This window comes from Actinoplanes hulinensis (assembly GCF_019429605.1).
Classification (GTDB): domain Bacteria; phylum Actinomycetota; class Actinomycetes; order Mycobacteriales; family Micromonosporaceae; genus Actinoplanes; species Actinoplanes campanulatus.
The window spans coordinates 13986-32724 of record NZ_JAHXZI010000010.1; the positions used below are offsets into that span (position 1 = coordinate 13986).

The following is an 18739-nucleotide window of genomic DNA, read 5'->3' on the forward strand; positions in this document are numbered from 1 at the left end:
CGCCATGCCTGATTGACACTGAGTGCCAAATCGGCATAGCGTGCCACCCATGGCCGTCGATTATCGCAACCAGACCACCCTGATCACCGGGGCCAGCTCGGGGCTCGGAGCCCTGTTCGCCCGGCGCCTGGCCGCCCGCGGCTCGAACCTGGTGCTCGTCGCCCGGCGCACCGACCGGCTGGAGAGCCTGGCCGCCGAGCTGCCGAACGTGACCGTCACCCCGATCACGATGGACCTGGCCGCGCCGGGCGCGGGCGCGAAGCTGAGCGCCGCGGTGGCCGAGCGCGGGCTGGAGGTGACCAGCCTGATCAACAATGCCGGGTTCGGCACGCACCGGCTCTTCCACGAGGCGGATCCACAGCGGATCACCGACGAGATCACCCTCAACGTCACCAGCCTGACCGAGATCAGCCGGGCGTTCATCGAGCGGTTGCGCGCCCAGCCCGGTGGGGTGCTGCTCAACGTGGCGAGCATCGCCGCCTACCAGCCGGGCCCGACCCTGGCGGTGTATGCGGCGACCAAGGCCTACGTGCTCAGCTTCACCGAGGCGCTCTGGTCCGAGTCGCGCGGCACCGGGCTGCGAGTGATGGCGCTGTCGCCGGGCGCCACCGAGACGGAGTTCTTCGACGTGGCCGGTCAGGGCGCCGACGGCGGCACCCGGCGGATGCACGCCGACCGGGTGGTCGACCTGGCGCTGCGGGCGCTGGACCGGCGCAACCCGCCGCCCAGCCTGATCACCGGCCGGATGAACAGCCTGATGATCAACGCTGGGCGACTGGCCGGGCGGCGGGTCACGACGGCCGCACTCGGCGCGATGATGCGCCGGACCGGATAGTCAGACAGAGCGGCGGTAGACGACGGCCTGCCAGGGGGCCAGGTGCGGCCCGCCGGCCGGTGGCTCCAGGTTGGTCAGCAGCAGTTCGGCGCCGTCCCACCCGTCGATCGCGGCGTGCGCCTCCACGCCGGAGAAGTTGCCGATCACCAGCAGCTCCGTGCTCCCTAGACGACGGGTGAAGGCGTAGACGCGCTCGTCGTGCGGCAGCAGCATGGTGAAGTCGCCGTCGGCCACCGCGGGTTCGGTCTTCCGCAGTTCGATCAGTCGCCGGTAGTAGTGGAAGACCGAGCCCGGGTCGGCCCGCTGCGCCTTCGCGTTGATCTCGGCATGGTTGGGGTTCACCGGCAGCCACGGTGTGCCGGTGGTGAAGCCGCCGTGCGGGGAGTCGTCCCACTGCATCGGTGTGCGGGCGTTGTCCCGGCCGCGGGCCCGCAACACCGTCAAGACCTCTTCAGGGGTACGCCCTTCGAGCTCTACCGCCTGCCGGTACTGCCCGAGGGCCTCGATGTCGCGGAACTCGTCGATGCCGCCGAACGGGTAGTTGGTCATCCCGAGTTCCTCGCCCTGGTAGACGTAGGGCGTGCCGCGGTGCAGGTGCAGGACGGTGCCGAGCATCTTGGCGGAGGCGGCCCGGTGGGCGGGACCGTCGTCGCCGTACCGGGAGACCACCCGGGGCTGGTCGTGGTTGTTCCAGTAGAGACTGTTCCAGCCGACGTCGGCGAGGCCGGCCTGCCAGCGGCCGAGGATCGCCTTGAGCGCGGTGAGCCGGAGCGGGACCAGCAGCCACGGGTCGGGTCCACGGTCGACCCAGACGTGGTCGAACTGGAAGACCATGTCGACCTCGTGCCGTACCGGGTCGGTGTGCAGGACGGCCTCGTCCACGGTGACGCCGGGCATCTCGCCGACGGTCAGCAGGCCGTCTCGGCCCTCGAAGACCTCGCGGTGCATCTCCTGGAGGAACTCGTGCAGGCGGGGGCCGCCGATGAAGGCCGCGGAGCCGTCGGCGTACGCCGATCCCGCGGTCAGCCGGCCGTCCGGGAGGCTGACGTCCTTGGAGATCATGTTGATGACGTCCATCCGGAAGCCGTCCACACCGCGGTCCAGCCACCAGCGCATCATGGCGTGGACGGCCTGCCGGACCTCCGGGTTCTCCCAGTTGAGGTCGGGCTGCTTCTTCGAGAACAGGTGCAGGTAGTACTCGCCGGTCTTCTCGTCGAACTCCCAGGCGGGGCCGCCGAAGACGGAGCCCCAGTTGGTCGGCTCGGCGCCCGGGGCGCCCGGTTCCATGCCGGGACGGGCGGGCCGCCACCAGTACCAGTCACGTTTCGGGTTGTCCGTCGAGGAGCGGCTCTCCTGGAACCACCGGTGCTCGTCGGAGCTGTGGTTCACCACCAGATCCATGATGATCTTCATGTTCCGGGCGTGTGCCCCGGCCAGCAGCTCGTCGAAGATCTCCAGGGTGCCGAAGAGCGGCTCGATGTCCTGGTAGTCGCTGATGTCGTAGCCGTTGTCGTCCTGCGGCGAGGGGTGGACGGGGGAGAGCCAGAGCACGTCGACGCCGAGCTCGGCGAGATGGTCGAGGTGATCGATGACGCCCCGCAGGTCGCCCATGCCGTCGCCGTCCGCGTCGGCGAAGCTGCGCGGGTAGATCTGGTAAACGACCGACTTCTTCCACCACGAATCCGTCATCGGTCTTCTCTAACACGTAAACGGGCCCGCTGCCGCGATGCATACTGACCAGGTGGTTATGGGCGAGAGTTCTGGTTTGTCATGAGGATTGCGCTTCTGGGGCCGATCGCCTGGCGCACGCCGCCGCTGCACTACGGCCCGTGGGAACTGATCACCAGCCTGCTCGCCGAGGGGCTGACCGACCGCGGCGTCGACGTCACGCTCTTCGCCACTCTGGACTCGGTCACCAAGGCCACCCTCGACGGCGTCGTGGCGGCCGGGTACGAGGAGAACGCCGACATCGACGGCCGGGTCTGGGAAGCCATCCACGTCAGTCACGCGCTGGAGCGGTCCGGCGAGTTCGACCTGATCCACAACCACCTGGACTGGCTTCCGCTGGCGTTCTCGGCGCACTGCCGGACCCCGATGCTGACCACGGTGCACGGCTTCTCGGGGAACAACATCCTGCCGGCGTACCGGCGGGCCCGGTCGCACTTCGTCTCGATCTCGGACAGTGACCGCTCCCCCGACCTGGACTATCTGGCCACCGTCCACCACGGCGTCGACCTGAGTGGGCTGCCGTTCCACGCCGACGGCGGCGACGATCTGATCCTGTTCGGGCGAATCCATCCGGACAAGGGCACCGACATCGCCATCGAGATCGCCCGGCGGGCCGGCCGCCGGCTGGTGATCTGCGGAATCGTGCAGGACCGGGAGTATTTCGCCGAATGCGTGGAACCCCTCATCGACGGCGAGCGGGTGGTCTATCTGGGCTCGGTCGGCCCGGACGAGCGGGGAACGATCCTCGGCTCCGGTGCGGCGCTGCTGCACCCGATCCGGTTCGCCGAGCCGTTCGGGCTGTCCGTGGTCGAGTCGATGGCCTGCGGGACGCCCGTCATCGCGTACCGGAAAGGGTCGATGCCGGAAGTGGTGGACGAGGGGGTGACCGGCCACCTCGTCGATGGGGCCGACGAAGCGGTTGCCGCGGTGCAAAGGATCGCGGACATCGACCGGGCGGCCTGTTCGGCGCGCGCCCGGCAACGCTTCTCGGCTGACCGGATGGTGGACCAGTACCTGGCGATTTACCGGAACATCATCAGCTGAATAGCCAGATCTTGTTAACGTCGCAACGTGAATTGCGCGTTGAACAGGCTCTATTCCGGTGCCGACTTTGCGCTGTTCACCCGCGGTGCACGGCACCGTGCCCGCGCGCGCTGAGTCCGTGCTGCGTGGTATGCAGCCGGCCGAGGAGAGAAAGGCCCAGTAATGCCCGCGACATACGGGTTTTTGAGCACTTATCCCCCCACTCAATGCGGTTTGGCGACTTTCAATGCGGCACTCGCCACCCACCTCACCGGCGGCGCCGGCGGATCAGGCGTGGTACGCCTACTCGCCTACGAGAACACCAGCGGAGGGATAGCGCTCGACCGGGCCGCACCACGTGTCGTACACACCTGGAACACCGACCGGGCCGGCGGCTGGGTGGCCGCCGCCACCGCGCTGAACTGTTTCGACGTGGCGATCATCCAGCACGAGTACGGCATCTACCCGGGCGACGCCGGCGCCGAGGTGCTGCCGGTGCTGCGGGCGCTGCGCGTGCCCGGGATCGTGGTGCTGCACACCGTGCTGGCCAACCCCGACCCGTTGCAGCGCGAGGTGCTGGAGCAGATCGTGGCCACCGCCGACGCCGTGGTGACCATGACGGACACCGCCCGGCAGCGGCTCTCCACCCGGTACGACGTCGACCAGCGCAAGATCACCATGATCCCGCACGGCGCCGGCAGCTACAGCGGCGCCCCGCGCGAGGAACACGACCGCCCGCACCTGCTCACCTGGGGCCTGCTCGGGCCGGGCAAGGGCATCGAGTGGGCGCTGCGGGCCCTCGCCCACCTCGACGACGTACGCCCGCGCCCGGCCTACACGGTCGCCGGCCGTACCCATCCGCACGTGCTCGAACAGCAGGGTGACGTCTACCGCGACTCGCTCAAGGAACTCGCCGCGGACCTCAAGGTGGACGACTGCGTCCGATGGTCCGACGTGTACCTGGAGCCGGCCGAACTGTCCCGGCTGATCCGGTCGGCCGACGCCGTGGTGCTGCCGTACGACTCCACCGAGCAGGTCACCTCGGGTGTGCTGATCGAGGCGGTGGCCGCCGGCATCCCGGTGGTGGCGACCGAGTTCCCGCACGCGGTGGAACTGCTCGCGGACGGGCCCGGGCTGCTCGTACCCCATCAGGATCCGGAGGCGATGGCGGTGGCGATCCGGCACGTGCTCGCCGAGCCGGGCCTGCCGGGCCGGCTGGCCGGGCTGGGCGGCGGGCCGACCCTGCGCTGGCCCGCGGTGGCCGCCCGCTACCAGGCGCTGGCCGCAAGGCTGATCGCCGCCCGCCGCCCGCTCGCCGCCGCCACGATTTCGGCATAGGCATGGGACTGTCACTGCGGCTGGTTCCGCCGCCGATCCGACTCAACGACCTTCCCTCCCCTCGCTGGGACCACGTGTTCCGGCTCTCCGACGACACCGGGCTGCTCGAACACGCCCGCAACGCGATCGCCCGGCGCGAGCACGGCTACTGCGTGGACGACGTGTCGCGGGGGCTGCTCGTGGCGTCCCGCGAACCCCGGCCCGGACCGGATCTGGTCCGGCTGGCCGAGCGCTATCTGGCGTTCCTCACCCACGCGCAGGGCGCCGACGGGGGTTTCCGCAACCGGCTGAGCTACGACCGCCGCTGGCTGGACGAGCCGAGCCTCGGCGACTGGTGGGGCCGGGCCATGTGGGGGCTGGGCACAGCCGCGGCCCGCGGCCCGTCCGCATGGATCCGCCGGGAGGCGGCCAACGCCTTCCGGCAGGGCGTGGCCTGCCGGTCGGCCTGGCCGCGGGCGATGGCGTTCGCCGGGCTGGGCGCCGCCGAGGTGCTCCGCGCCGATCCGCACGACCGGGCGGCCGCCGACCTGCTCGGCGACGCGGCCACGGCGATCGGGACACCCGGCCCGGATCCGGAGTGGATCTGGCCGGAACCGGAGCTCACCTATGCGAACCCGGCGCTCCCCGAGGTGATCATCTCGGCCGGGGATCTCCTCGGCGACGAGGGCCTGCTCACCGACGGGCTGCGGATGCTGACGTGGCTGTGCCGGATGCAGGAGAACGACGGGCACCTGTCCACCGTCCCGGTCGGTGGCTGGCGGCCGGGCGTGCCGCGCCACCGGTACGACCAGCAGCCGATCGAAGCCGCGGCCACGGCCGACGCCTGCGCCACGGCGGCCGCGGTGACCGGCGACGACGGCTGGGACGCGCCGCTCTTCCAGGCGATCGCCTGGTTCTTCGGCGACAACGACACCGGAACGGTGATGTCCGATAGCGAGACTGGCGGATGTTATGACGGGTTGAAGGCTAATGGTCCTAATGTGAACCAAGGAGCCGAATCCACCCTCGCGCTCGTCTCCACGCTGCAGCATGCGCGAACGCTCGCGAGCCGGAGCGCGACCAGACCGTCAGGCGGCCTAGCGTGACAGCAACGGTGAACACCATCGACATCACCCGTCACAACATCACCATGACGCCGGACGACCGGCGTGTCGTGATCAAGCTCTTCGTCCCGGGCGAGGACGCGCAAGTCGCCCACAACCGGGCGTCCAGCCTCATCGAGCGCATCCTGCGACTCGACGAGACGGACATCAACAACCAGCTGGACGACGTGCTGAGCCAGTTCTCCGGGCGGCATCACGACATCCTCGGCACCTTCCAGCACCACTACGAGGTGGTGCAGCACCGGGTGCCGTCGCACATCGAACTGTCGCCGGCCGCACGCACCCTGATCGGGGCGTACTTCAGCCACGAGTTCTCGGTGGAGGCCGCGGCGCTCTGCAACCCGTCGATGGTGCCGCACCCGGACCAGGGCGACCTGGAACCCGGGGAGATCCGGGCCGCGCTCAGCCTGCGCCAGATCGGTGAGGGGCACATCTCGTCGATCGGGTTCTGCAGCGTGGTGCTCGGGCCCGGCGGGGCCATCCGGCTGGAGGACCGCGGCGGCCCGCTGATGATCGGCAACCGGGTCGGCGCCAAGCACATGCGGCACCAGCTGGTCGCGGCGCTCGGCGACGAGGACATGGACAACGAGGCCTCCGCGTACGTGCTCAACGCTCTCCCCGAACGCTACGACGACACGGTGTTCGAGGAGATCATCGGCCACCTGCCGACCGAACTGCTGGCCCGGCCGACCACCCCGATGAGCCTCGAACTGATCCGCCGGATCGTCGGCGACGACTATGCGGTGACGTTTCCGGCCACCATCCCGCTGCACCAGCGGGTGCTCTGGCCGGCCACGCCGAGCGAGAGCCGGGGCATGGAGGACGCCCGGTTCGTGCAGGTGGTCGACCCGGACGGGCGGCCCGCCTACCAGGCGACCTACACCGCGTACGACGGGTTCAACATCTCCGGGCGGGTCATCTACTCGAAGGATCTGCGGCACTTCGAGGTGACCACGCTCCAGGGCCCGGCCGCCCGCAACAAGGGCATGGCGCTGTTCCCCCGCTACGTCGGGGGGAAGAAGATGGCGCTCTGCCGCTCCGACGGCGAGACCCTGGGCCTGACCGTGCGTGACGAGCAGCACCGCTGGCAGCCGGCCGGCCCGCTGCTCGTGCCCCACCGCGGCTGGGAACTGATCCAGGTCGGCAACTGCGGGTCACCGATCGAGACCGAGGCCGGCTGGCTGGTGCTCACCCACGGTGTCGGCCCGATGCGGCGGTACGGCATCGGCGCCATGCTGCTCGACCTGGAAAATCCCGAGCGGGTCATCGCCGACCTGCCGCAGGGGCTGATCGACCCGGACGAGGTCGAACGTGAGGGGTACGTGCCGAACGTGCTCTACTCCTGCGGGGGGCTCGTCCACGACGATCGGTTCTGGCTGCCGTACGCCTCCAGTGACGTACGGATCGGCTTCGCCAGCATGCCGCTGGACGACCTGCTGCGCCGCATGCAGCCGGTCGGGGGCTAGCGGCCCGGGACCGTCCCCGGTCGGATGTCAGCGGCCGGGGACCGTACCGGTGACCACCCAGATGGTGAGGACGGCAAGGAAGGTTCCGCTCGCGCCGGCCGCCTCCACGCAGGCCAGCCACTCGTCGCGCAGGCCCGGCGGGGTGGCCCAGACCTCGACGGGCACCTCCGGGTTGACCATCGGGAGCACCACGGCGGCCGATTCGGGAGTGGCGAAGAAGCAGGTGACCGGGGTCGCGCTCAGCCGGGTCAGGCCGGCCGCGACCAACCGGCGCCGCAGCGTACGCCCCATGTCGTGCTGTTTCGGGGTGAAGTGCCCGCGGACGTGCGCCATCACCACCTCGCCCAGGCCGGTCGGCATGCCGTCAAAGGCGAGCGAACCCCAGTCGGTGTCGACGAGGCAGATCCGGCCGCCGGGGCGCGTCACCCGGGCCAGCTCGCCGATCGCCCGGTCGGCGTCGTCCACGTGCTGGAGGACCCGCTCGCACCAGACCCCGTCGACGCAGTCGTCCGGCAGGTCGAGGGCGCAGACGTCACCGGTCAGGTAGCGCACGTTGCTGCCGTCGTGACGGTCGATCGCGGTCGCCGTCAGCGACGCCGAATAGTCGACAGCGAGCACCTCACCGGACCCGCCGACCATCCCCGCCAGCATCCGGGCCACGTCACCGGAGCCGGAACCCGCGTCGAGCAGCCGCTGCCCCGGTCGCGGGCCGAGCGAGTCGAACGCGACGCGGCGCACCCGCTGGATCTCCGGATGGCGGCCCATGGCGGTGAGCGCGTCGAGCACGATTTCCGACATCTGAGCCGATAAGGCGTCGATGTCAGAAAAGGGCGTCCGGTCCTTCTGCGCGGGTTCCATCCCGCAATTGTTCATCTCCCCGTCACCGATCGGGGCTCCTCGTCATCCATCCGACAGGCGCGGCACCTGCCCTTTCGCTAGATCGACCGGCGAGTGTGCGGCATCCGCACACGTCCGGCCGGAGGAACCAACCCACACAGACCGTGATGTTCCATGTGTCACACGTGACGAGTGGAATCACAGGCAACAGGCCGGCAACCGATGTGTAAAACTTCCGGACATGATCGAACGGGTTAAGTTCGGGCTGGTCGGCTACGGCACCGGCGGCCGGGTGTTCCACGCGCCGCTGATCGCGTCGGCGGAGAACATCGATTTCGTCGGCGTGGTCACCACGTCCGAGGAACGCCGGGCCCAGATGGCGGAGGGGCTTCCGGGCGTCACGGCGTACGACTCGATCGCCGCCCTGGCCGCCGACGGAGTCCAGGCGGTGGCCATCTCCACGCCCGCCGCCACCCACGCCGCACTGGCGTACGAGGCGATCGCGGCCGGTCTCGCGGTGGTCGTCGACAAGCCGTTCGCCCTGGACGCCGAAACCGCGCGCAAGCTGGTCACCACCGCCGAGGAGGCGGGCGTCCCGCTCACCGTCTACCAGAACCGGCGGTGGGACTCCGACCTGCTCACCATCCGCAAGCTGATGGAGAACGGTTCGCTCGGCACGGTCCGGCGCTTCGAGTCGCGGATGGAACGCTGGGCGCCCGACCGCCTGCCCAAGGACGCCGGCGGCGGCACCCTCCTCGACTTCGGCTCACACCTCGTCGACCAGGCGCTGCAACTGCACGGCCCGGCCACCCGGGTCTACGCCGAGGTGCATGGCCCCGACGGCGGCCTCGACGACGACTTCTTCCTGGCCCTGCACCACGAGAACGGCGTCGAGTCGCACCTGTGGGGCAGCTGGCGGCAGGCCGGCCCCGGCCCGCGTTTCCGGGTCAGCGGCACCGCCGGCACCTACATCTCGGCCCTCCTCGACTGCCAGGAGGACATGCTGAAGGCCGGTAAGAGCCCCGCCAAACTCGGCGACCGCTGGGGCGCCGAACCCGAGCACCGCTGGGGTCACCTCTTCCGCGGCGCCACCGGCGCCCCGGTCGAGAGCTGCCGCGGCCGCTGGGACACGTTCTACCCGGCCGTCGCCTCGGCGATCCTCGGCGAGGGCCCGCTCCCGGTCGACCCGTGGGACTCGGTCCGCGCCATGGAGATCCTCGACGCGGCCCGCACCAGCGCCACACAGGGCATCGCAGTCACCCTCTAGCCCTCCCCGACACGGCCCTCCGTCCCGACGGCCCCGCCCCCGCTTCCCCCGTACCCCCTCCTTTCTGCCGCGGCCGCTGCGCCCGCAGCCGCTGCACCCGCCACCGCCGCTGCACCCGCAGCCGCTGCACCCGCCACCGCCGCTGCACCCGCAGCCGCTGCACCCGCCACCGCCGCTGCACCCGCAGCCGCTGCACCCGCCGCTGCCGCTGCCCACTGCCGCGCGATCTTGGACGATCCACCACCCAACACGGTGGACAGACACCCAAGATCGCGCGGAGTGGCTTGCTCAACCACCCACACAGACCTCGCGCGCACGCCCACCAAGCTCGACCCGACCTTGGACGATTCGCCACCGGAGGCGGTGGGCAATCGTCCAAGATCGGACGGGAGCACGGCGGTGGGAAGCGCCGACCGTGGAGAGCAACTCTCGATGTGCCCGGGCCAGCGGGGGCACGCACCGTGGAGAGCGCAAACCGCAGCGAGCGCGCGGCACGGGAAGCGCACCGTGGAGAACGCAAACCGCAGCGAGCGCGCGGCACGGGGAGCGCACCGTGGAGAGCGCAGACCGCAGCGAGCGCGGGCGTGGGGAGCGCAACTCGCGGGGGTGCCGTGGTAGGCGGGGAGCGCGGTGGTCGGTGGTCTTCTCGTGTCCCTCAGAGAGCCCGTGGGTGGATGTCAGGGCCTACTACCCGGGCAGTGGCCAGCGAGTCCGGGAGGTTGGCGAGGTCCAGGCCGCCCGGGATCCAGGAGATCGTCGAACTGTCGGTCTCGGTCATCGCGGCGAGGACGCCGTCCGGGGGCAGGCCCGCCGACAGCAGCAACCGGATCTCACGGATGTTGATGCCCGGTGGGAGCGGGCCGTTACCCAGGTCGGTGCCGTAGCGGACGTTTCCGCCGTACTCCAGGAAGCGCCGGAGGTTGTCGACGGCGATCCCGGATGCCGGGTCCGGTTCGCCCCAGCCGTGGATGTCGAGCGTGCTGATCCAGGTCATCCGCTGCGCGCAGGCACGTAGCAGGTCGTCGTCGATCCGCTCGGTCCAGGGGGTGTGCGCCAGCATGTCGGCACCGGCCGCGTGGGCGGCGGCCACCGTTCCGGCGCCCTCCGCGTGCACCACCACCGGCAGCCCGGCGGAGCGCGCCGAGGCGACCAGCGCGGCCAGCGTGGCCGGGCCCGGCATCGGCCCGCCGGCGTGCGCGGTGACCTTGATCAGGTTCGCGCCGCCGGACCGTACCTCGGCCACCGCTGTGTCGGCGTCGGCCTCCGAGCAGATCTCTCGCCAACTGCCCGCCGGCGCCCACGGCCGATCGCTCGGGTAACCGCCGGGAGCGGTCAGGAACGGTCCGGCATAGCGGATCCGTGGCAGGCCGGCGTCAGGTTTCCGGGACCGCTCGGCGAGAGCGGCGACCTTCTCGGGAACGCCGCCCAGATCCCACACCTCGGCGATCCCACCGGCCCGGACCGTGCCCAGATCGACCAGCGCCGAGTGCACATGCGCATCCACCAGCCCCGGCAGCAGCGTGCCCGGGAAGCGCCGTGTGCCGTCACCGTCCGGCGCGAGTTCAGCGGGCACCGGCCGCACCCGCCCGTCCGGCGCGACCCGCAGGGCCACCCCGGACCGCAGCCGCCCACCCCACCAGACGGTTTCCGCCACCAGCCACTCCGGAGCCGCCGGCGCGATGGCAGACGGTGGGACGGCGGACGGTGGGACGGCGGACGGTGGGACGGCGGACGGTGGGACGGCGGACGGTGGGACGGCGGACGGTGGGACGGCGGACGGTGGGACGGCGGACGGTGGGATCTCGGTTTCCTCGGCGACGGTCACCGAAGGTCGAGGACCGCTGCTGCGACGCAGCGCTGACAAACCGCAACCGCCCGCCGAACCACAGCAGGCCGGCTCAGTCGAGGACTTCTCACAACCGCTGTCCGACGACGCCGAATCGGCCTCCGGCACCGTGGGGGCGACCACCGACGACGCCGAACCCGCCCCCGGCGCCGCGGAATCAGCCACCGACGACGGGGAACCCGCCTGCGGCGCCGCGGAATCAACTACCAGGGACGCCGGATCCGTCGCCGGCGTGGTGGGATCGGCCGCCGGCGACGTCGAGTCGGTTGGCGGCGTGGTGGGCTCGGTCACCGGGGGTTCTTCCGCAGCAGGTCGCGCAGCACGGTGAGGCCCTGGTGGACCTCGGTGAAGCTGGTGCTCAACGGCGCCGGGCCGATGCGCAGGCCGTCCGGGCGGCGGTAGTCGGGGATCACCCCGCTGTCCCACAGCGGCTCCAGGAATTCGCGGAAACCGTCCCGCCGCAGCGTCACGTGGCCGCCGCGCCGATCGGGATCGCGTGGGCTCGTCACGGTGACGCCGTGCGGGGCCAGCCACTCGTCGGCCAGTTCCAGAACGAAGTCGGTGAGCAGCAACGACTTGGCCCGGACGGCGTCGATCCCGGCGGCCGCGAGCATGTCCAGGTTGGCGTGCAGCGGCACCATGGCGAGGATCGGCGGGGTGCCGCTGAGCAGCGCCCGGATCCCGTCGGCCGCCTCGTAGCCGGGGCCCATCTCGAATGACGCCCGGTGCCCCATCCATCCCTGGATCGGCTGCCGCAGCGCACCCTGCGACTCCCGCCGCAGGTAGGCGAACGCCGGCGCTCCCGGGCCGCCGTTGAGGTACTTGTAGGTGCACCCGACCGCCAGGTCGACGCCCCACGCGTCCAGCTCGATCGGCACCGAGCCGGCGGAATGGCACAGGTCCCACATGGTCAGCGCGCCGGCCTCGTGCGCGATCCGGTTGATCTCGGCCACGTCGGCGAGCCACCCCGACCGGTACGCCACGTGGCTGAACAGCACCAGAGCGGTGTCCGCGTCCACCACGCCGGCGACCTGTGCCGGGTCGATGCCGGTGGCCGGGTCGGTCTCGATCCAGACGAGTTCCAGGTCTCGTTCGGCGGCGATGCCCTCCAGCACGTACCGATCGGTGGGGAAGTTGTCGGTGTCCAGCACCACCTTGCGGCGGCCCGGCCGGGCGTCCACCGCGGCGCGGGCCAGCTTGTAGATCAGGACCGTGGTGGAGTCGGCGATCACCACCTGGCCGGGGCCGGCGCCGAGGGCGACCGAGCCGAGCCGGTCGCCGAGGGTGAGCGGCCACTCCAGCCAGCCCTCGTCCCAGCCGCGGATGAGCCGCCCGCCCCACTGCTCGCGGATGAACTCGTCGACGAGCCGGGCGGTCGCCTCCAACGGCCGGCCCAGCGAGTTGCCGTCGAGGTAGGAGAGCAGCTCGGCCGCCGGCGGGGTGATGAACTGCTCCCGGAACGACGCGAGGGGGTCGGCCGCGTCCAGATCGGCGGCACGGGCGAGCAGGTCATCGGTCGGGGAGGAGGTCAATGGGGCACTCCGATTTCGGTGCGGACGGCATAGAGCTCGGGGAAGAATGTCAGATCGAGAGCGGCCTTCAGAAAGCCGACCCCGCTGGATCCCCCGGTGCCCCGTTTGAAGCCGATCGTCCGCTCCACGGTCTTGAGGTGCCGGAACCGCCACAACTGGAAGTTCTCCTCCAGGTCGACGAATTCCTCGCAGGCCTCGTAGACGTCCCAGTTGTGTTCGGCGTTCTCGTAGATCTGCTGGAACACGGGCACCAGGTCGGGCTGGTACTCGTACGCCTCGGTGACGTCCCGCTCCAGGATCGAGACCGGTACGCCGTGCCCGCGCCGGGCCAGGAAGTGCAGAAACTCGTCGTAGACGCTCGGGCTGGCCAGCGCGTCCTCCAGCAGGGCACGCGCCTCGGGCTGGTCGTCGAAGATCGACAGCATGTGCCGGTTCTTGTTGCCGAGCAGGAACTCGATCGCCCGGTACTGATAGCTCTGGAACCCGGACGACGTGCCGAGGAAGCTGCGGAACTGCGCGTACTCCGTCGGGGTCAGGGTGGCCAGCACCGACCACTGCTCGGTGAGGGTGCGCTGGATGTGCTTGACCCGGGCGAGCCCTTTGAGCGCGGGACGCAACTCGTCCTTGGCCAGGTACACCTGGACCGCCCGCAGCTCATGGATGATCAGTTTCAGCCAGAGCTCGGATGTCTGATGCTGAACGATGAAGAGCAGCTCGTCATGGTGCTCGGGCACGCTCACCGGGTGCTGCCCGCCCAGGATCTCCGCGAGGTGAAGGTACTCACCATACGAGAGATTGACCTTGAAATCCCTGACGATGCCGTTCTCGAGCGGCCGCTGTGCCGACATCACTCCACCTCCGGTCCCAAGGAGATCACAGCGGCCCCCAGTACACCCAACGGCCGTCGTGCCTGACGAATCGACTCTTCTCCGTCATCACGCCGGCTCGCCCGCCATCGGTGAAATGCGCGCGGAACTCGACCGTCCCCTCCGCGTCGAAGACCCCGCCCCCGCTGTGGTCCAGCACCTCAAGACGCATCCAGCGCACGCCGGGATCCGTCTCCAGGGTCGCCGGGCGCGTCTGTGGATGCCACGTCGCCAGCACGTAGTCGGCCCGGTCCAGCGCAAACGCGCTGAAGCGCGAGCGCATCAGCGCTTCCGGGTCCGCCGCCGCCTTTCCGCCGTGCAGGCTTCCACAACAGTCCTCGTACGCCGGGCGCCCGCACGGGCACACGGCAGAGGTCTTCCGGGGCTTGGGGGATCTGCGAGCCATGCGCCCCAGTCTCCCTCAGCCCGCGGGCGGCCCCCGAAGTTATCCACAGTTCCGCGTCGGCGCAGGTCAGCCGGCCTGCTGCTCGATCACGATGCCGCTGATCACTTTCTGACAACGGTCGAGTTCCTCGATCAGCCCCTGCATCTCCTCGATGGCGGACACCGCGTTCTGGGTGTCGGCCCGGATGCCGCCGACCTGGGTGCCGATCTCGCTGGTGGCGGTGGCCGTCTCGTTGGCCAGGTCCTTGACCTCGCTGGCGACCACGGCGAACCCGCGGCCCGCCTCGCCGGCCCGGGCGGCCTCGATCGTCGCGTTCAGCGCCAGCAGGTTCGTCTGTTTGGCGATGGTGGCGATCAACTGCACCACCTTGCCGATCTCCGTGCTGCTGGCCTCCAGCCGCTGGATGACCTGCACCGCGGTCTCGGCCGCGTGCACCGCCGCCTGGGTGGCCGTGGCCATGTCGTTGCTGACGTTGGCCAGCCGGTGCACCGAGTCCCGCTGCCGGTTCTGCGCCGACCAGTCGTTCTGGCCGGAACCGGACGGGTCCCGCGGATCGTCGGAGTAGCCGTCATTCTGATCCCAGTCGGACATGGTGGTGGCGACCCCTCTCTACCGGTCTCCGCAAAACATCCCATCCCGCCCACCGATCGCGAAGCGTTTTCCCCGATCCGGCCTGACCACCGGGCTCAGCCCGGAAGCGCCTCGCGGGCGGGACCGGGCAGTGAGATCGCGGTGCGCCACTCCGACGGCGTCGGCTGCGGTCGGGGACGCGGAGTCCCGTACCGGAAAGGGGTTTGAAAGCGATGACGACCGCGACATCGCGGAGAGCGACGGCTTAACCGCTTCATGCGGGGATCCACCGCGACACCGGGTGAAATATGCTCGCCACAGAACCACGGAGAACCGGCGCCGTCGCAAACGGATGCAAGACCGCCGCGAAACGTGGTTCGGTTTTTGCAAATATCTGACGTAGGATTCCGTGGTGACCAAACGTCTAGCCGAGGTGGCTAAGAAGGCCGGGGTCAGTGAGGCGACCGTCAGCCGGGTGCTCAACGGGCGCAGCGGCGTCTCCGAGGCCACCCGCACGTCGGTGCTCACCGCCCTGGACGTGCTGGGCTATGAGCGGCCCACCAAACTCCGCGGGGAGCGGGCCCGGCTCGTCGGCCTGGTCCTGCCCGAGCTGCAGAACCCGATCTTCCCGGCGCTGGCCGAGGTGGTGACCGGTTCGCTCGCGCAGCGCGGGTTCACGCCGGCGCTGTGCGCGCGGACGATCGGCGGCGTGCCGGAGTCGGATTACGTGGAGATGCTGCTGGACCACCAGGTCTCCGGCGTGATCTTCGCCGGTGGGTCGTATGCGCTGGCCGACGCCTCGCACGAGCACTACCGGCGGCTGACCGAGCGCGGCCTGCCGGTGGTGCTGGTCAACGCCGGTGTCGACGAGCTGGGCTTCCCCCGGGTGTCGACGGACGACGCGGTGGCGGTCGAGCAGGCCTACGGGCATCTGCGCTCGCTGGGCCATGAACGGATCGGCATGGTGCTCGGCCCGGAGGGGCACATCCCGTCCCGGCGGAAGCTGGCCGCAATGCTCCAGGTGGCCGGCGCGGAGGACGCCGCGGCGCGGGTCGAGCGGTCCAGCTTCTCCATGGAGGGGGCGCGGGTCGCGGCGACCCGGCTGGTGGAGCGCGGAGTGACCGGCATCATCTGTGCCAGTGACGTGCTGGCCCTGGGCGCGATCCGGGCGGCGCGACGGCTGGGCCGTTCGGTGCCGGGTGACGTCTCGGTGGTGGGCTTCGACGACTCCGCGTTCATGACCTGCACCGATCCGCCGCTGACCACGGTTCGGCAGCCGATCGAGACGATGGGCCAGGCCGCCGTGGACCTGCTGGTGAGCCAGATCGACGAGGCCCGGGAGTTCTCCGACGAGCTGCTGTTCGAGCCGGAGCTGGTGGTTCGGGGCTCGACGGGCCCTGCCCCCAAAGACTGACAAAACGCCTCGTTGAAGGCCGCCGACCACTGGTCGGCGGCCTTTTTGGTGCCCGGGATCCAATCCAGCCGCAAGCCAGTCGAGTTTTTGCAGAGGAAAATCGAAACCTTGCGGCAACATGCTCGTCTCGTTACAGTGACCCCACTCACTACGAGGACTCCTAAACAAGCGATAGAACCCGTTCCGAAGGGATGGACAGATGTCCGTACCGCAGTACCGGAAGGTTGCGGCGCTCGCGCTCGTGGCCGGCCTGGGGCTCAGCCTTACGGCGTGCTCCACGAAGAGCGACGACGACGGCTCGGACGCCGCCGGCAAGGTGACCATCACGGTCGACTGCCAGCCGGTCGCCGCCCAGAAGGAGCTGCTCGACAACTGGAACGCGGATGTGACCGAGTTCCAGAAGCAGAACCCCGACATCGTCATCAAGAGCATCAGCGTCGGCCAGCAGTGCAACAACCCGCCGGACTTCACCGCGCGCCTGGCCGGTGGCACCACCACCGACGTCTTCTACGGCTACATGACCGACCTCCAGCAGGTGCTGGACTCCGGCCAGGCCATGGACATCACGTCGTACGTCAGCAAGGACACCGTCTCGACCTGGGACAGCGTCGACCCGGCGCTCAAGGAGGTCTTCACCGACGGCGGCAAGCTGTACGGCGTACCGGTGAAGAACTACTCGATGGGCCTGGTCTACAACAAGACGCTGTTCCAGAAGGCCGGCCTGGACGTCAACAACCCGCCGAAGACCTGGCCCGAGGTACGGGAGGCGGCCAAGAAGATCTCCGCCGCCGACAAGAGCGTGGCCGGTTACGCCGAGTACAGCGCCGGCAACACCGGCGGCTGGCACTTCACCTCGCTGCTCTACTCGCAGGGCGGCCGGGTCCTGTCCGAGGACGGCAAGAAGGCCGCGTTCAACAGCGCCGAGGGCAAGCAGGTCCTCCAGAACCTCAAGGACATGCGGTACGGCGACGACAGCATGGGCAGCCGCCAGCTCCTCCAGTGGGGTGACCTGCTGACCAACGCGGCGGCCGGCAAGGTCGGCATGTTCATCGGCGCGCCGGACACCACCCAGGCGATCGTCAGCCAGTTCAAGGGCAAGTTCGAGGACTGGGCGGTCGCGCCGCTGCCGGGGCAGAGCGACCTGGGCAAGGGCACGCTCGGCGGCGGCGAGGGCTACTTCTTCAAGAAGGATCTCACCAAGGAGCAGGTGGAGGCCGGTCTCAAGTGGATCGCCTACCAGAAGCTGACGCCGGGCAAGGGCCAGTTCGACTACGTACGGGCCAAGCCGCAGAACTACCCGGTCGGCCTGCCGCAGCCGCTGCTGTTCGCGAACGGCACCGAGGCGCAGAAGCAGGAGTTCGACCTGCGCAAGGCGAACGCGAACGTGCCGGTGGAGAACTTCGCGCTCTTCGAGAACAAGCAGCTCCCGATCGTGGGTGAGCCGCGGGACGCGCAGGCGATCTACGCGATCCTCGACTCGGCGATGTCCGGGGTCCTGACCGACCCGAAGGCGAACATCGACACGCTGCTCAAGACCGCCGAGGAAAAGGTCAACCAACTGCTGGCGGCCGGTAGTTGAGCATGGCGGTCATGACTGCCCCCGCCCCGGTGAAAGCCGAGGCGGGGGTCTCCCCGAAGAGTCGCCGCAAGATCCGCGACAACCTGACCGGGCACGCGTTCCTGATCGGCGCGGTCCTCTGCTTCGCCCTCTTCATGTGGTACCCGATGATCCGCGGGCTGGTGATGAGCTTCCAGCGCACCCGTCGCGGTGTGACGACCTGGGTGGGCTGGGACAACTACCTCCGGATCATCGACGACCCGAGTTTCTGGGTCGCCTGGAAGAACACCTTCTACTTCACCGGGCTGGCGCTGATCGTCGGGTTCGCGGTGCCGTTCTTCGTGGCGATCGTGCTCAACGAGTTCCGGCACGCGAAGGGCTACCTCCGGGTGCTGGTCTACCTGCCGGTCATGCTGCCGCCGGCGTCGGCGCTCTTCCTCTTCAAGTACTACGCGTACGACCCGAGCGAGGCCGGTCTCTTCAACGCGATTCTGACATTCCTGCACCTGCCCACGTCGGAGTGGATGCAGTCGCCGACCATGACGATGCCGGCCATGGTGCTCGCCTCCACCTGGATGAACATGGGCGGTGCGGTGCTGATCTATCTGGCGTCACTGCAGAACATCTCCGGAGATCTGTACGAGGCCGCCGAACTGGACGGCGCCGGCATCTGGAAGCGGATCTGGCACGTCACCATCCCGCAGACCCGGCTGATCCTGGCGCTGCTCGCCATGATGCAGATCGTCGCCACCATGCAGCTGTTCATCGAGCCGCTGATCCTGGCCAACGGCGCCGGCACGCAGGACTCGGCGACCTCCGTGGCGTACCTCATCTACCAGCACGGCTTCTTCCAGAACGATCTGAACGGCGCCGCGGCCCTCGGCGTGATCATGCTCGTGGTCCTGGCCGCCTTCTCCGCCGTCTACCTGCGGTTGAGCACGAAGGACTGA

16 protein-coding genes are annotated in these 18739 nt (G+C 69.7%); 9 read left to right on the forward strand and 7 right to left on the reverse strand.

All coding sequences use genetic code 11. The features are described 5' to 3' along the window. The first annotated feature begins 49 nt into the window (after nt 1-49). Nucleotides 50-835 carry an SDR family NAD(P)-dependent oxidoreductase gene (locus KZ829_RS19725; RefSeq protein ID WP_220145410.1) on the forward strand — a complete coding sequence of 262 codons (786 nt, stop codon included), beginning with the start codon at nt 50-52 and terminating at the stop codon, nt 833-835. On the opposite strand, the gene KZ829_RS19730 is transcribed toward KZ829_RS19725, so the two are convergent. Then, nucleotides 836-2524: an alpha-glucosidase gene (locus KZ829_RS19730; RefSeq protein ID WP_220145411.1), complete on the reverse strand. Its 1689-nt coding sequence runs from the start codon at nt 2522-2524 to the stop codon at nt 836-838. An 81-nt stretch (nt 2525-2605) separates the two neighbouring features. Between KZ829_RS19730 and KZ829_RS19735 the strand changes: the two genes are divergently transcribed. From KZ829_RS19735 to KZ829_RS19750, 4 genes are all read left to right on the forward strand, one after another. Then, on the forward strand, nt 2606-3607 hold the full coding sequence (locus KZ829_RS19735; protein ID WP_220145412.1) for a glycosyltransferase family 4 protein: 1002 nt from the start codon (nt 2606-2608) through the stop codon (nt 3605-3607). Between the two features lie 162 nt (nt 3608-3769). Beyond that, a complete protein-coding gene (locus KZ829_RS19740) occupies nt 3770-4924 on the forward strand; it encodes a glycosyltransferase (protein ID WP_220145413.1) in 1155 nt (384 codons plus the stop codon). A 2-nt stretch (nt 4925-4926) separates the two neighbouring features. Continuing rightward, the gene (locus KZ829_RS19745) at nt 4927-6009 is read left to right on the forward strand and encodes a glycosyltransferase (protein WP_220145414.1); all 1083 of its coding nucleotides are present in this window, start codon (nt 4927-4929) and stop codon (nt 6007-6009) included. Beyond that, the gene (locus tag KZ829_RS19750; protein ID WP_220145415.1) at nt 6006-7493 is read left to right on the forward strand and encodes a glycoside hydrolase family 130 protein; all 1488 of its coding nucleotides are present in this window, start codon (nt 6006-6008) and stop codon (nt 7491-7493) included. Before KZ829_RS19745 ends, KZ829_RS19750 begins: the two co-directional genes overlap by 4 nt. 27 nt (nt 7494-7520) lie before the next feature. On the opposite strand, the gene KZ829_RS19755 is transcribed toward KZ829_RS19750, so the two are convergent. Beyond that, nucleotides 7521-8291 carry a methyltransferase domain-containing protein gene (locus KZ829_RS19755; RefSeq protein WP_246635953.1) on the reverse strand — a complete coding sequence of 257 codons (771 nt, stop codon included), beginning with the start codon at nt 8289-8291 and terminating at the stop codon, nt 7521-7523. Between the two features lie 280 nt (nt 8292-8571). On the opposite strand from KZ829_RS19755, the gene KZ829_RS19760 reads away from it, so the two are divergent. After that, on the forward strand, nt 8572-9597 hold the full coding sequence (locus KZ829_RS19760; RefSeq protein ID WP_220145417.1) for a Gfo/Idh/MocA family protein: 1026 nt from the start codon (nt 8572-8574) through the stop codon (nt 9595-9597). Nucleotides 9598-10252: 655 nt separating this feature from the next. On the opposite strand, the gene KZ829_RS19765 is transcribed toward KZ829_RS19760, so the two are convergent. The 5 genes from KZ829_RS19765 to KZ829_RS44050 all read right to left on the reverse strand — a co-directional run bounded on the left by KZ829_RS19765 (nt 10253) and on the right by KZ829_RS44050 (nt 14838). Further along, nucleotides 10253-11422: an amidohydrolase family protein gene (locus tag KZ829_RS19765; RefSeq protein WP_308285580.1), complete on the reverse strand. Its 1170-nt coding sequence runs from the start codon at nt 11420-11422 to the stop codon at nt 10253-10255. Between the two features lie 308 nt (nt 11423-11730). Then, entirely contained in the window at nt 11731-12975 is a 1245-nt protein-coding gene (gene kynU / locus KZ829_RS19770; protein ID WP_220145418.1) for a kynureninase, read from the reverse strand. After that, the gene (locus KZ829_RS19775) at nt 12972-13823 is read right to left on the reverse strand and encodes a tryptophan 2,3-dioxygenase (protein WP_220145419.1); all 852 of its coding nucleotides are present in this window, start codon (nt 13821-13823) and stop codon (nt 12972-12974) included. Before KZ829_RS19775 ends, kynU begins: the two co-directional genes overlap by 4 nt. 25 nt (nt 13824-13848) lie before the next feature. After that, the gene (locus KZ829_RS19780; protein ID WP_308285596.1) at nt 13849-14208 is read right to left on the reverse strand and encodes a YchJ family protein; all 360 of its coding nucleotides are present in this window, start codon (nt 14206-14208) and stop codon (nt 13849-13851) included. A gap of 105 nt (nt 14209-14313) precedes the next feature. Further along, complete coding sequence (locus KZ829_RS44050) at nt 14314-14838, reverse strand: methyl-accepting chemotaxis protein (protein WP_220145421.1); 525 nt, start codon at nt 14836-14838, stop codon at nt 14314-14316. 391 nt (nt 14839-15229) lie between these two features. Here KZ829_RS44050 and KZ829_RS19790 point away from each other — a divergent pair, with 391 nt between their 5' ends. The 3 genes from KZ829_RS19790 (at nt 15230) to KZ829_RS19800 (ending at nt 18739) form a co-directional block, all read left to right on the forward strand. Continuing rightward, the gene (locus KZ829_RS19790) at nt 15230-16231 is read left to right on the forward strand and encodes a LacI family DNA-binding transcriptional regulator (RefSeq protein WP_220145422.1); all 1002 of its coding nucleotides are present in this window, start codon (nt 15230-15232) and stop codon (nt 16229-16231) included. Between the two features lie 199 nt (nt 16232-16430). Beyond that, nucleotides 16431-17810 carry an ABC transporter substrate-binding protein gene (locus KZ829_RS19795; RefSeq protein WP_220145423.1) on the forward strand — a complete coding sequence of 460 codons (1380 nt, stop codon included), beginning with the start codon at nt 16431-16433 and terminating at the stop codon, nt 17808-17810. 2 nt (nt 17811-17812) lie between these two features. Continuing rightward, nucleotides 17813-18739: a carbohydrate ABC transporter permease gene (locus tag KZ829_RS19800; protein WP_183215811.1), complete on the forward strand. Its 927-nt coding sequence runs from the start codon at nt 17813-17815 to the stop codon at nt 18737-18739.